General features: G+C 44.0%; 5 protein-coding genes. 1 reads left to right on the top strand and 4 read right to left on the bottom strand.

The window, feature by feature from the left end:
* Together QZT69_RS01395 and QZT69_RS01390 are read right to left on the bottom strand one after the other, a co-directional pair.
* On the bottom strand, positions 1-2,301 hold the full coding sequence (locus QZT69_RS01395; protein WP_294669809.1) for a hypothetical protein: 2,301 nt from the start codon (positions 2,299-2,301) through the stop codon (positions 1-3).
* A 107-nt stretch (positions 2,302-2,408) separates the two neighbouring features.
* On the bottom strand, positions 2,409-12,839 hold the full coding sequence (locus QZT69_RS01390) for an FG-GAP-like repeat-containing protein (RefSeq protein WP_294669807.1): 10,431 nt from the start codon (positions 12,837-12,839) through the stop codon (positions 2,409-2,411).
* 243 nt (positions 12,840-13,082) lie between these two features.
* On the opposite strand from QZT69_RS01390, the gene QZT69_RS01385 reads away from it, so the two are divergent.
* Entirely contained in the window at positions 13,083-13,559 is a 477-nt protein-coding gene (locus QZT69_RS01385; RefSeq protein ID WP_294669805.1) for an acyl-CoA thioesterase, read from the top strand.
* A gap of 37 nt (positions 13,560-13,596) precedes the next feature.
* On the opposite strand, the gene QZT69_RS01380 is transcribed toward QZT69_RS01385, so the two are convergent.
* Both QZT69_RS01380 and QZT69_RS01375 read right to left on the bottom strand, forming a co-directional pair.
* Positions 13,597-14,103 (bottom strand): hypothetical protein, encoded by a 507-nt coding sequence (locus tag QZT69_RS01380; RefSeq protein WP_294669803.1) that lies wholly within the window; start codon positions 14,101-14,103, stop codon positions 13,597-13,599.
* Positions 14,104-14,206: 103 nt separating this feature from the next.
* Entirely contained in the window at positions 14,207-14,659 is a 453-nt protein-coding gene (locus QZT69_RS01375) for a response regulator (RefSeq protein ID WP_294669801.1), read from the bottom strand.
* Positions 14,660-14,891 lie beyond the last annotated feature (232 nt).

Here is a 14,891-nt window from a genome sequence, read left to right as displayed (position 1 = left end):
TTATCTGATGTTTAATAATTCCTGCCATTTAAAGGAGGTTGGTCCACAGCTGACTTTGACTACATCCAATTGTTTGTTCAATCGGTCAATGACGATTTTAGCTTCTTCTCTGCTTAAATAAGTTCCGGCAAGGACATTCAGTTCTGTCTTCAGTTTTTGAATGACTGCAGCTGTGCGCAAAGCAGATAAATAATCATTTCCACTTAAATGGTATTTATTCAGCTCGGTCTGAATGGATTCATTCGGAGCTTTCAGGTTGGTTTTAACAGGATCTGTAAATGTGTTAATCTCCAGTAAAATTCCCCTGTTCAGGAAAACATTGACTTGTGTGGAACGCAGGCGCACGTTGGAAGAATCCATTTTTGCTTTCATGCGTTCTTCATCTGTTCCGCCCATGTATGCATTCCATTCTGTCCTGTCGGTTGCTCTTATTACGTTGGTTCCGTTCCATTTTCCAACTCCCTGGCCGCGTGCAATGATGCTGAAGGGAAGTTTTTTATCCAAAAGCGCTTCGAATAATTGTCGAACAGAAACACTGTCGGATGGTTGGAACAAGGGTTTATTCAGGTCCCATTTGTTGGATTCGAACTGATCTACCAGGTTCAACTGTACACGTGCATCAAATCCGGGTTTTGAATCTATTAAATTGACATGCAGCATGACTTCATCCGCATTGTCTGAAAGCGGCCCGTCCGGAATGGCTATCAAACGCACCTCAAAAGGTGTTTTTAAGGTATCTGCCTTAAAGGTGAATTCCTGGGTGGAAATATCAAAAGTAGATGAATCCGCGAAGGTGTAAAGTCCGTCCTTTTCAGTGAAATCTACCCAATGATAACCCATCGCAGATTTGTAATTGTCCAGACGTCTTTGGAATATTGCCAGTAAGTCAATAGCCTTCTTTTTCTCGATCTCTAATTCTTCGATGATCTTTTTATAGCGTTCGTATTCCCCATAGAGATAAACGAGCCCTGTCTGCTCTTTTTTTCGCGCTTTTTTACCCGAATCTGTTTTTGGCTGGGCAACGAATTCTCCACCGGTTGATTTCTTCATTGCTTTTTTCTTTTTCCTTTTCACGGAACCCGGAACCCTGTTGCTGGTGGTGATTGTGCCCTGGGTCATATTGGAATATTTGTGCTCGTTATTGTTGATCTCTTTTTCGGTTTCGTCCTTTTTCTTTTTCGCGGTTTCAATGTCATAATCGTAACCTCTTTTGCCATAGATTTTGTCCCATAGTTTGGCAATTTTATCCTTTTCCAGTTCATTGATAACCGTTTGGAAGGTTTTTCCATCACTGTAAGTTGAATCCGGAGACAAGAAGCGGGTATCGTTTGAACCGAAGAGGTGGTAGGACTTACCATTTCGTTCGATGACTACCGTTGTCTGTTTTTTAGAATTATATCCCCAAACATCAAAATGAAGCTGCGTCAGTTTGTTTTCACCCACAGTTTCAAAATCGATAACCGGCATACGAACCGGTTCCAGGGATGTTTTATTCCGTTTGGATGGATCGATGATTTTTGCTTCGTAAGGGAATAAACCAATTGCTTTGGGAAGTCCTTTGTTCCATTTTCCGCTTTCGTCTTTTTCGCGCTCATTCAACAGGCCTGATGTTTCGGAACCATCGCCCGCGGCAATTAAAATATTCTTAAAGGTAGTAGCTGTTCCACCCAATTGCAAAAATATCTCATAAGCTCTTTTTTCCACATAAGCGTTCGTAGCATAGTTCATGGCTTCTATGGTAACAAGTTGGTCTTCTACGGTCAGGAAATGGAAAGTTGCCAGCATGGCCGCTTTATCATCGAAGCTGAGACTGGGATTCAAAACAGCCAGAATCTTTTTTTGGATTTCAATGTTCCCATTGTCATTTTTCAATGCTGAAGCGGGAAGCTTTGATTTTAGAAGTGATTCAAATTGATTGTACTGCGTTTTGTAGCGTTCCAGGTCGTTTTCCGATTGACGGGATGCCAGCAGCATTTTATTCAGTTCCCATAAAGCCATTTTATTAGCTGCTTCGGCAATAATTCCTTTCGGTGATTTTTCAATTTCTCCTTTGCGGATGAAAAGCGAATTCGGATTATTGATGATATAGCTCTCTATGGAATCGTAATTCAGCTCTTTGTTCATCAACCGGACAAGCGGTCCGGAATATTCAAAATAACGCCCGATACTGTTATCCAGAATAGGGCTTTTCTTTACAATGTGGAAAAGGTATGCGCGGTCTTCAGCTGTCAAATCACTTGTTCCTTGTCCGAAGGATGTCAAACAGACAAATGACATTAAAAGGATGTAAACGTATTTCATTCGTTTGATTATGGAATTCAAATATCTCTAATAATTGGTTTTACTAAAATACGTAACAGAAATAGTTGTTAACAAAAACCCCGACGATAAATGCCGGGGTTTGTTATTTAATGATTGATGACCAAAGGAATTCGTTCCCTGATTTCCAGATCACTGCTGATTTCTATGTAATAAACACCATTCGAATAAGCGTTCAGATCAAATTCTTGGGTAAAGATTCCCGGATAAGATTCGTTGAAGACCATTTTTCCCTGTGCATCGTAAATGATGATATGATCCATTGGAGTACCACTTGATTCTACGCGGAATTGTCCGTTATTCGGATTCGGGAATAAAGAGAAGTAAGACTGCTCTTTCTCATCGATTCCAAGACAACTGTTTACACTGATGGTTGTTAATGCAGAAGCAGAACAATTGTTTACATCCACATAAGTATATGTTACAATGGAAGATCCTTCACCGGCTGCAGCAGGGTAGAAGATATTCGTTGTAATACCATCACCTGTATAAGTACCTCCTGCAGGCAATCCGTTTGACATTGTAAACGGTGCGGTGAATGTACATACATCCGCAAACGGATTAATTGAAACCGCCGGAGTCGGATTTACAATAACAGGAACTACTGTTGAGGAAGCTGAACAGCCGTATGCATTCTCAACGGAGACCCAGTAATTCCCGGTAGCTGTTACCTGAAGTACCTGACCGGTATGCCCTGTTGACCAGGTGTTTGTTCCAGTTCCGGACGTAAATAAGAATAATTCTTCCCCTTCACAGATCGTCGTAGGTCCGCTTGGAGTGATGATCGGTGCTGCAGGAGCCGGATTCACAGTTACAACAACCGGAGCTGAAGGCTGTGAAGGACAACCTGTCTGGTTTCCTACAACCGAGTATGAACCGGAAGTGGTTATAGTGATCGATTGCGTGGTAGCTCCCGTTGACCAGGTACTGTTCGGATCGGAAGAAGTTAATGTAACGTTTGAACCGTCACAAATTGTTGTTGATCCGGATGCAGAAATAGTTGGTATTGCAGATACCGGTATAACTGTAACATTGGTTGTTGGGCTGGTGCTTGAACATCCGTTCGCATTGGTATACGTAACTGCGTATGCACCGCTGACAGTTGCATTGATGCTTTGCGTATTTCCACCTAGCGACCACGTATTTCCACTCGTATAGGAAGAGGTAAGAGTTACGAATGATCCCTGGCAGATTGTGGTTGCACCACCGGCAGTAATCGATGGAGGTGCAGGATTTGAGAACACGTTAACAACTACCGGAGCAGAAGCCGGTGATGCACATCCGTTTCCGTCAATATAAATTACACTGTAAACACCACCTGTTGTTACTGTAATGCTTGGAGTTAATGCAGCTGTTGACCAGGAGTTCCCCGTTGACTGTGATGAAGTCAATGTCACTGAACCTCCGGAACAGAATGAGGTTGGTCCGCTTGCTGTAATAACAGGAGCCGCCGGAATTGAATTTACAGTGATAATTACCGGATCAGAAGCAGGCGAAGCACACCCGTTCGCATCTGTATGAGTAACAGTATAAGTTCCGTTGCTGCTTACTGTAATTGTGTTTGCCGTAGAACCACTTGACCAAAGGTTGTTTGAACTGTATGATGAAGTAAGTGCTACAGATCCACCGAAACAGAATGAAGTAGGTCCGTCAGCAGTGATAACCGGTGCGGCTGGCAGAGGATTCACAGTTACTACTGTTGAAGCTGATGCTGGCGAAGAACAGCCATTACCATCGGTTACAGTCACAAAATAGGAACCTGCAGTTGAAACAACTATTGATTGAGTCGTTTCACCTGTTGACCAAAGGTTGCCACCTGTTGAAGAAGATGTCAATGTCACGGAAGAACCTGAGCAGATTGACTCGGTAGCTCCTGTAACGATAGTCGGCGCAGAAGGAAGTGGATTAACAGTAACTGTTTTAGGTGCAGAAGTTCCGGAGCTGCATCCCCCTGAAATTACCTGAACCACAAACGTTCCTGAACTACTTACGGTGATAGACTGTGTTGTAGCTCCGTTCGACCAAAAGTTATTTGTTGCGGAAGAAGATGTCAAAGTAACAGAACCACCTGCACAGAATGTCGTTGGTCCGCTGGTTGTAATAGTAGGAACAGTAGGAAGCGGAGACACGGTAACTGCTATAGGAGCAGATGGAGCAGATGTACATCCCAATACTGTTTGAGTAACCGTGTATGAACCACTTGTACTTACTGAAATGGATTGTGTTGATTCTGTTGTAGACCATGTATTCCCTGAGCTTGCAGAAGAAGTCAATACGACAGAACCTCCGGAGCAGAATGTTGTTGGTCCGCCAGGAGTTACTGTAGGTGCTGCCGGGATAGGATTAACGGTTATGGTTTGAGATGCATCCGGACTGGTACAACCCAATACCGTTGCATTTACCGTATAAGTACCACTTGCAGATACCGTGATCGATTGTGTAGTCTCACCTGTAGACCAAATATTTCCTGTCGTGTAGGAAGAAGTCAATACTACGGATCCGCCAGTACATAACATTGTAGGTCCGCCAGCTGTAATGGTCGGTGCTGCAGGGATCGGGTTAACTGTAACAGTGATTGCGTTTGATGCTGCAGAAGAACAAGCCCCGTCAACAATTGAGACAGAATAAGAACCTGAAGCTGTTACTGTGATCGACTGAGTAGTTTCACCGGTTGACCACAAATAAGCAGTACCCGGAGTTGAAGTCAATACAACAGATCCACCGGCACAGAATGTTGTAGGTCCGCCAGCTGTAATTGTTGAAGCGGCCGGAGTAGGGTTTACTAGTACGTTCGTTGCAGCAGAAGGCCCGGAAGAACAGCCCAATAATACGTGTTCCACGGTGTAAGAACCTGCTGTTGAGACAGTGATTGATTGAGTTGTTTCACCTGTTGACCAAACATTTCCTAATAAGAAGGATGAAGTCAGTACGACAGATCCGCCCGAACAGAAAGTGGTTGGTCCGCTTGCCGTAATGGTAGGAACTCCCGGAATAGGATTCGCGGTAACATTAATCGTATTCGATTGAGCAGAAGTACAAGATCCGTCAACAACATTTACGAAGTAAGAACCAGAATTTGTTACCGTAATTGATTGGGTCGTTTCCCCGGTCGACCACACATTCCCGGTTGAAGATGAAGAGGTTAATACGACCGATCCGCCAAGGCAGAAGGTTGTGAGTCCACCGGCTGTGATTGTCGGAGTAACAGGAGTTGGGTTCACTATAATATCTGTCTGAGCAGACAAACCGGATGAACATCCCAGCTGAATTTCCTCTACAGTATAAGAACCTGCTGTTGAGACTGTGATCGATTGTGTTGTTTCACCGGTCGACCACAAGTTTCCGCTGGTCGCAGAAGAAGTCAATACCACCGTGTTTCCTGAACAGATTGTTGTTGATCCACCGGCTGTAATGGTTGGTACTGGCGGGATTGGATTAACAGTAACATTTGTTGCAGTTGAATTTGAAGTACAACCGAATCCGTTAGAGACCTCCACCGAATACGAACCGGAAGTGGTAACAGTGATGGATTGGGTAGTTTCGCCGGTCGACCACACGTTGTCAGCAGAAGCAGAAGAAGTTAATACTACGGATCCGCCTGCGCAGAATGTAGTTGGTCCACCTGCTGTAATTGTTGGCACTGCCGGATTTGGATTTACTGTTACGCTTAAAGCAGTAGCGTTTCCGGAAGAACATCCTGCTGTGATTTCTTCCACTGTATAAGAACCAGAAGTTGTTACCGTAATGGATTGAGTAGTCTCGCCTGTTGACCAAAGATTTCCGCTTGCGGCAGAAGAAGTCAATACAACAGATCCGCCGTCACAGAATGTTGTTGTACCGCCTGCTGTAATTGTCGGTACGGAAGGAATCGGATTAACAGTTACAGTTGTTGGAATACTAGCCAGACTGGTACATCCGTTCGCATCAGTAATTTGAACGGAATAAGAACCGGAAGCAGTTACGTTAATTGATTGAGTAGTTTCACCCGTCGACCATAAATAAGAATTGCCTGCACTGGAATTTAATGTAACGGATCCTCCTGCACAGAATGTTGTAGAACTACTGGCAGTAATCGTTGGTGTGCCCGGAAGTGGGTTCACGGTTACCGTAATCACGTTACTCGGAACACTTAGACAAGTAGCCCCTGTTTCTTTTTGTACCGAATAATTTCCTGAAGTAGTAACAGTAATAGACTGTGTCGTTTCACCGGTTGACCACAGGTTATTGTTTGTAGACGAAGAAGTTAATACAACTGAACCTCCCGCACAGAAGGTAGTTGGTCCGCCGGCAGTAGCAGTTGGAGCGCCCGGAAGAGCATTTACCGTTACTGCAGTTGGAGAGCTGGCTGGACTTAAACATCCTGCAGCATTGATTACCTGAACAGTATAAGATCCTGAAGTGCTTACTACAATGGATTGTGTTGTTTCGCCTGTTGACCACAAGTAAGATGTTTCTGCACTGGAAGTTAGAGTTATTGAACTGCCCAAACAGAAGGTTGTAGAGCCACTTGCACTTATTGTAGGTGTTGCAGGCAATGCATTTACAGTCACAGAAGTCGATGCGCTTGCAACGCTTTGGCACCCCAAAGCATCGGTTACCTGAACAGTATATGATCCGGAAGTTGAAACAGTGATTGATTGTGTTGTTTCACCTGTTGACCATAAATATGAATTACCGGTACTTGAAGTTAAAATAACAGATCCGCCTGAACAGAATGTAGTAGAACTTCCCGCTGTAATGGTTGGTGTTGCAGGTAATGCATTCACAGTAATAGTTACAGGTGAACTAGCCGGACTTTGACATCCTGCTGCATCTGTTACCTGGACAGTATAGTTTCCTGATGTTGTAGCGTTGATAGAAGCCGTTGTTTCTCCGGTCGACCATAAATAAGAATTACCTGCACTTGAAGTTAATGCAACGGATCCTCCCGCACAGAATGTTGTTGGTCCGCCAGCAGTAATTGTTGGTGAAGCCGGTAAAGGATTTACTGTAACAGTTGTAGGTGAACTAGCCGGACTGGTACATCCGTTCGCGTCCGTAATTTGAACGGAATAAGAACCTGAACTTGTTACATTAATTGAAGCTGATGTTTCACCTGTTGACCACAAATAAGAATTACCTGCACTTGAAGTTAATGTTACAGAACCGCCTGCACAAATGGACGTGGAACCGCTCGGAGTAATTGTCGGTGCAGCTGGTAAAGCATTTACGGTTACCACCGTCGGAGTACCAGCAGTACTTTGACACCCGTTCGCGTCTGTAATTTGAACGGTGTAAGAACCGGAAGTTGTTACGTTGATTGAAGCTGTAGTAGCTCCGGTCGACCACAAATAGGAATTTCCGGCGCTTGAAGTCAATGTGACAGATCCACCTGAACAGAAAGTTGTTGGTCCACCCGCTGTGATGGTCGGTGCGGCGGGAACAGGGTTTACAGTTATAGCAGTTGGAGCACTGGCTGAGCTTTGACATCCGGCTGCATTGGTCACCTGAACCGTATAAGAACCTGGAGTTGTTACGTTAATCGAAGCAGTTGTAGCTCCGGTCGACCATAAATAAGAATTTTCGGCACTTGAAGTCAGTGTTACAGATCCGCCCGCACAGAAGGTGGTAGGACCGCCGGCTGTAATTGTTGGCACACCCGGTAAAGCATTTACAGTTACAGTTGTTGGAGAACTGGCTGCACTTAGACATCCGTCAGCATTTGTAACCTGAACGGTGTAAGAACCGGAAGTCGTTACGTTGATTGAAGCAGTAGTTGCTCCTGTCGACCACAAATAAGAATTTCCTGCACTTGAAGTCAATGTTACGGAACCTCCCGTACAGAAGGTTGTTGAACTTCCAGCAGTGACAATCGGAGTAGCAGGAGCTGCATTGACAGTAACGACAGTTGGAGTACTGGCTGTACTCTGGCATCCTGCTGCATCTGTAATTTGAACAGTATAAGAACCGGATGTTGTTACGTTAATAGAAGCAGTAGTTTCTCCGGTCGACCACAAATAAGAAGTTCCTGCGCTTGAAGTCAATGTTACTGATCCGCCTGCACAGAAAGTTGTTGCTCCCCCAGCAGTAATAGTTGGTGCAGGTGGTCCCGGATTAACAGTAACCACTGTTGGAGTACTCGCTGTACTCTGACATCCGGCTGCATTGGTCACTTGAACGGTGTAAGAACCGGAAGTTATTACATTAATAGAAGCTGATGTAGCACCGGTTGACCATAAATAAGAGTTACCCGTGCTTGAAGTCAATGTTACTGAATTTCCGTTACAGAAAGTTGTTGGTCCGCCTGCAGTAATAGTTGGTACGGCCGGTAAGGCATTTACGGTTACCACAGTTGATGTGCTAGCCGTGCTTTGACACCCGTTAGCATCTGTAATTTGAACGGTATAAGAACCGGAAGTGGTAACGTTAATGGAAGCAGTTGTAGCTCCTGTCGACCATAAATAAGAATTTCCTGCACTTGAAGTTAATGTAACTGATCCACCCGCACAGAAAGTTGTCGGGCCACCGGCTGTGATTGTCGGTGCAGCAGGAGCAGGGTTGACAGTTATAACAGTTGGAGCGCTTGCTGTGCTTTGACATCCGTTCGCATCTGTAATTTGAACGGTGTAAGAACCGGAAGTTGTTACGCTGATAGAAGCTGTTGTAGCGCCGTTAGACCATAAATAAGAATTACCGGCACTTGAAGTCAATGTAACCGACCCGCCTGCGCAGAAAGTTGTCGGACCGCCAGCTGTAATCGTTGGTACGGCTGGTACGGCATTTACGGTTACCACAGTTGGCGCACTTGCCGTACTTTGACATCCGTTCGCATCTGTAATTTGAACCGTATAAGAACCTGCCGTTGTAACGTTGATAGAAGCAGTAGTTGCTCCATTAGACCACAAATAAGAGTTTCCTGCACTTGAAGTCAATGTCACTGACCCGCCTGCACAGAAAGTAGTGGGGCCACCGGCTGTAATCGTTGGTGCTGTCGGCAGAGCATTTACAGTTACTACAGTTGGCGCACTTGCCGTACTTTGACATCCGTTCGCATCTGTAATTTGAACCGTATAAGAACCTGCTGCTGTAACGTTGATAGAAGCAGTAGTTGCTCCATTAGACCATAAATAAGAATTTCCGGCACTGGAAGTCAATGTTACAGACCCGCCTGCGCAGAAAGTTGTCGGACCGCCAGCAGTGATTGTTGGTGCTGAAGGAGGTGTATTGACTGTAACTACTGTTGGAGCACTTGAAGCACTTTGACATCCCGCCGGGCTCGCAACTTGTACGGTGTAAGAACCTGCAGTTGTTACGTTAATTGATTGTGTTGTAGCACCAGTAGACCACAAGTAAGAGCTTCCTGAACTGGAAGTTAATGTTACCGAACCTCCGGCACAAAATGTTGTTGGACCTCCTGCGGTAATAGTTGGAGTAGCAGGGGTAGATCCGTTTGTTACGTTAACTGTCGCAGAATTTCCGGAAGTACAGGAACCGTTGTCCAAATGAACGAAATAAGATCCGGCTGTATTCACCGTAATGGATTGTGTTGTTGCACCATTAGACCAAATGTTGTTGGTTGGCGAAGATGACGTAAGCGTAACAGATCCGCTTGGACAAAGAGTTATCGGTCCGGCAGGTGAAATAGTCGGTGTACTTAATGAAGATGCAACCGTAACCGTGATGGTATTCGAAGTAAGCGTGGGACATCCACCCACAATATTTTGTACGGAATAACTTCCGGAAGTTGTGACAGTAATAGATGGGGTAGTGGCCCCGTTTGACCACAAAAGATTGGAAGTTACACTGGAAGTCAAAACAACGGACCCGCCCGTACAGAAAGTGGTTGGTCCATCCGCAGTAATTACGGGAGTTTCGCTTGCAGTTACTGTGATACCGCTTGACTGATCCGAAGTACATCCGCCGCTTGTATAAGTTACAGTATATACTCCCGGAGTTGTAGCTGTATAGTTTTGGTTAACAGCACCGGTAATAAGAATTCCGTCCTTGTACCACTGGTTTCCTGTAGCCTGTGAAGAAGTCAATACAACACTTCCGCCGGAACAGAAGGTGGTCGATCCACCTGCAGTAACCGTTGGTGCAGAAGGGCCGGGAGTTGCAGTTACTGTAATGGTATCTGATTTTGCCTGGCACCAGTCACTCCAGGAAGAAGACGTTACCACATAGTAAGGCCCTGTTGCAGATGCCGAAATTGCCTGAGTAGTTTCATGGTTCGGGTCCCAGTCATACCATTGGGAAGCCGCTGTAGAAGTAAGCGTTACACTGTTCCCGTTACAAAAACTCGTTGGCCCGCCCGCAGTAATCACCGGAGTGGTATTTAAGTGAAGGGTAAAACTGTTTGATCCTTTGTTCGGAATAATTGCATCAACCCTTCCGTCGTTGTTGAAATCTGCTACAGCCAACCCGGAAGCGTCTGTTTCAGAAGCAAATCCAGTGGTTGGTTGAGTCAATACGTATGATGTATTAGTACCGAAATTTGTTGCTACACTGGCGGCAAGTGCACCACAAAGTGTACCTCCACCATTGTTGTAAACAGCCATGACATCCAATTTTCCGTCATTGTTAACGTCTACGATTTTTAGACCAACAACATTGCCTGATCCCGGTGTTGTGTTAATAATAGAAGTTGTATTTGTTGCCATACTTCCTGTAGTAACTGCCGGGTTAAAGATTTTACCAACTTCACCACTTCTTCCCACAATGATATCACTGTCTCCATCTCCATCCAAATCTGCAGCTTCTAAAGAAGTTGTTAATGGATAAGTTGCCGTAGCAACCCCAATGTTACCATTGGCTGTAAAACTTCCGGTCCCATTTCCTTTAAACTTTAAAAGTTGTGAATTGGAGCTGGCATTATGTCCAACAATAACGTCATTGAATCCATCCAGGTCGTAATCGGTAATCAGTATTGGATAAGGGGTGGCATTTGTAGTGTAATTCACAGCAGCATTGAAGGAAGTTGCTCCACTTGCCAGTAAGGCAGAAAAATTGGTACTGCCTGAATTGGTTACTACAATGTCGGCAAAAGCATCTCCGTTCAAATGACCGATTTTAGCCTGTACCGGAGTAGTACCTACTGCATAGGTTGTACCAGCAGAAAAAGTCCCGCTTCCGGTTCCATAAAAAACAGAAATATTGCTGCTTGCGTTATTGACAACTACCAAGTCCATCGAACCGGAATTGTCTAAATCTGCCCCGGTAATGTAAGATGGTGTTGTACCCGTAGCTAAGATAGCTCCTGCGGTGAAGCCTCCTGATCCGTTGCCCAAATAAATCTGGGCATTATTTGCTCCGGCTTGTGTAATTGCAACATCCTGATTCCCATCTCCATTGAAGTCAGCTGCAAAAGCCGAACTAGGAGAAACTCCTACATCAATTAGGTTTGTTTGAAGGTAATTATTTGTTGAGTTCCCAACAAAAGAATTGAAATATGCCCCCGAAGTTTGTAAAGACACAATATCAGGATAACTATCAGATGTAAAATTCCCAACGACTACAGTCTTAGGATTCCCGGGTGCCTGAACGGCCTGATATAGGCTCAATACACCCCCGGCACTTCCAAAGAAAATGGAAACAGTACTCGCTCCCATATTTGCTACTACAATATCTTTAAATCCATCCTGGTTAATATCAAAGTTGTCAATCCCCTCCGGACCCAATTCTGTCGGGTAAGTAGCATTTAGAGTAAGTGTTCCGGAACCGTTGTTTTTCAGTACACAAATGCTATTGGCAGTGTTTTTGTTTGTAGTTATGACGTCAATATCACTGTCATTGTCAATATCACACAAGGTGAGATCTGCCCCGTTCGAAGTACCCGTAGAAACATTTGCTCCGGTAAAGAAATTGCCTAAACTGCCATTGTTATTTCGAGAAACATAAACACCACTTCCAGTATAAGAAACCACGTCTAAATGGTTGTCTCCATTCATGTCAGCGACCTCCATGTTTACGATAGTCCCAGTTATGTTAAATGCCGTAGAATTGAATAATGTTGGATTTCCAAGAGTTCCGGCAAACAACGTAAATTGAGCATTGCTTATAGTAGCAACAATGTCCATCGCACCGTCTTCGTTAAAATCTCCGACAGCCATATATTTTCCATTAGTGAAAGTAAGGGTGGTAATACTGTCGAAAACCCCATTTCCCTGACCGTGCCAGATATAAATTCCGGTTAAATTAATATAAGCTATATCCAGATTCCCGTCATTATTGAAATCAGCACTTCGAATGTCTTGTGTTTGCAGACCAGTAGTTCCATAACCAACCGAAGGACCAAATTTTCCGTTTCCTAATCCTTTCTGAAAGGAAAATCGGTTGGTTGCTGATCCTGATGTAACATAATTGGAGCTGACAATGTCCAGTACCCCATCACTGTCAAAGTCGCCTTTGACCATTCCGCGGCTTGCGGTAAAGGTTTTACGAATGGAAATATCATTCCTCGAACTGAAACAGGCGTTGGAGACCTGGGACCAATTCGTAAGAGCTATCATGGAGAATGATAGGAGAATAAGTAGTTTTTTCATATACGTTTAGTCAAGGTAACGGAAGTGTATTAGTTTCTACCAGACGAAGATAGTTATTTTTCTAACAAATCTGCAATGCTCGTTTGCGAATAACAGGATTGCTAAATCGAATTATCTTCGAAGCATTAGTTTTCAGTATGGTTTGAACGAAAAAAAAATCAAAAGGTTGTATTTTTGTTGAAAAACAAACAAAATTAATTGATAATTCAATTAAAACAAACTATTCCTTTATTTTCGCTCCCTATGCAAGATAAAATTACTTTTCAGTTCGTAAGTGAGCCTACGGATGTGAATTTTGGAGGAAAGGTTCACGGTGGAGCGGTAATGAAATGGATCGACCAGGCTGCATATGCCTGCGCTTCAACCTGGTCGGAAGGTTACTGTGTAACAGTTTACGTAGGTGGTATCCGATTTTTTAAACCCATTCATATCGGGAGTTTGGTGAAGATCCAGGCGCGCGTCATTTATACCGGAAAATCGAGTATTCATATCGGTGTGGATGTTTTTTCCCGCAAAATGAGCGAAGCCAAATTCGAAAAGACGACCCATTGCGTGATCGTTTTCGTTTCTGTGGATGAACAGGGGAATCCGAAACCAACGAATCAATGGATTCCGAATACCGAACGCGAAATGCAGCTGCAACAATATGCTAAACGCCTCATGGAACTTCGAAAGGATATCGAGGTGGAAATGGGACCGCATTTGAAGGATCTTTTTTGACCTGTAGGGGCGCGATTAATCGCGCCCCTACAGGTTGTTATGACTGCTGCATAAACGTTTTGTATTTCTTCCCGGTCCAGTAAATGACCAAACTATTGGTGTCGGTCCGGATTAGTTGAATAGCCGGAAGCTTTAAAGTGATCTTTTTCTTGTTTCCGTCATTCATAATGTATTTGTTGCGGTAGATGAACCAGCGTTTTGTCCAGGAAAGCGAAGTTCCCATGTCGGTAGCTGTTCCGCAGCCAATCACGTAAACGAGGTTTTTGACATTGTTGATAATCATAACACCTCTTGTTTTGTCGATTTTGTTCTCTACAAAGAAGGCAATATCTACTTGTCCGTCTCCGGAGAAATCAGCCTCAAAATAAAAGGGATTGAAGTCTGTCAGAATCTGGTGCTTTTGAGCCATTTCCGATTTTTCCAAAATGGGTTTTACCCATGCCGGAATGTTGTTATTGATTAAGAGAGTATCTGTTTCACCGAACGAAACAGGAGCGAGCATAAGTGCCCAGATCATTAAGCTGAAAGGTATGAGCGTTTTCATAAATTGAGATTAGAGTTTATCGAATCTAACTCTTTTGAAAACCGGATTTTTAACAAAAACCTAAACGGTCATACCTGTTTAGCAAACGGATTCTATTTAGCTGTTAATTGCTCCCCGGAATATTCAATTGGTAAGGGAATTCGTTGCTGCTCAATGTCTGTTGGATAACCATCAGGGAAAGTTCCATCAATTCATTGTTTTTAAAGATGATACCGTCAGCACCCGCATCCAGGCAGGAGCGCAGTATGAATGAATTGTTCTCGTCAGTGACAATATAAACTTTCGCCAAAGAAGTTTTCTTTTTGATCTTGTCCATGATGTCCAGACCGGTGAGGTTTGCTCCCAGGTTGTAATCCAGGAATATAATGGAATGGATGCCCGGCAAGTCGGATAGAAATGCCTTGGAATCCGTATATGTACTGATCTTGAAATGATTTTGGTGCATGGCATATGCCGTAAGCAGTTCGCGTTCCAGCTGCAGTTTATAGAGTGTCGTATAAAATGGATTGTCGTCCAGTACCTGAATACGTAATCCGAAGAATGGCTGCTTTTCCATGACGTTTGTTTTTGTTTGTAAAATGGGCGCTTTCCTGCTGTTCAATCTATTTTCCGCGCTGAGTGATCTATATGGACTATGATTTCCTCACGGTTGAATGTTTTAGCAGTTCAACATCCGATTCTTTCGAAATTTCGTACCGTATTCCGTAAACAAATGTTAAAGCCTTTGTGGGAACTGGGATAGGGAAGGATAGCAGGGTGTGCCAAAAACGGAAGTTGTTTTCAAAATG

The organism is uncultured Fluviicola sp. (genome assembly GCF_902168135.1).
In the GTDB taxonomy this organism is placed as follows: Bacteria; Bacteroidota; Bacteroidia; order Flavobacteriales_D; family Crocinitomicaceae; genus Fluviicola.
This window is presented reverse-complemented; position numbering and strand designations above follow the sequence as displayed.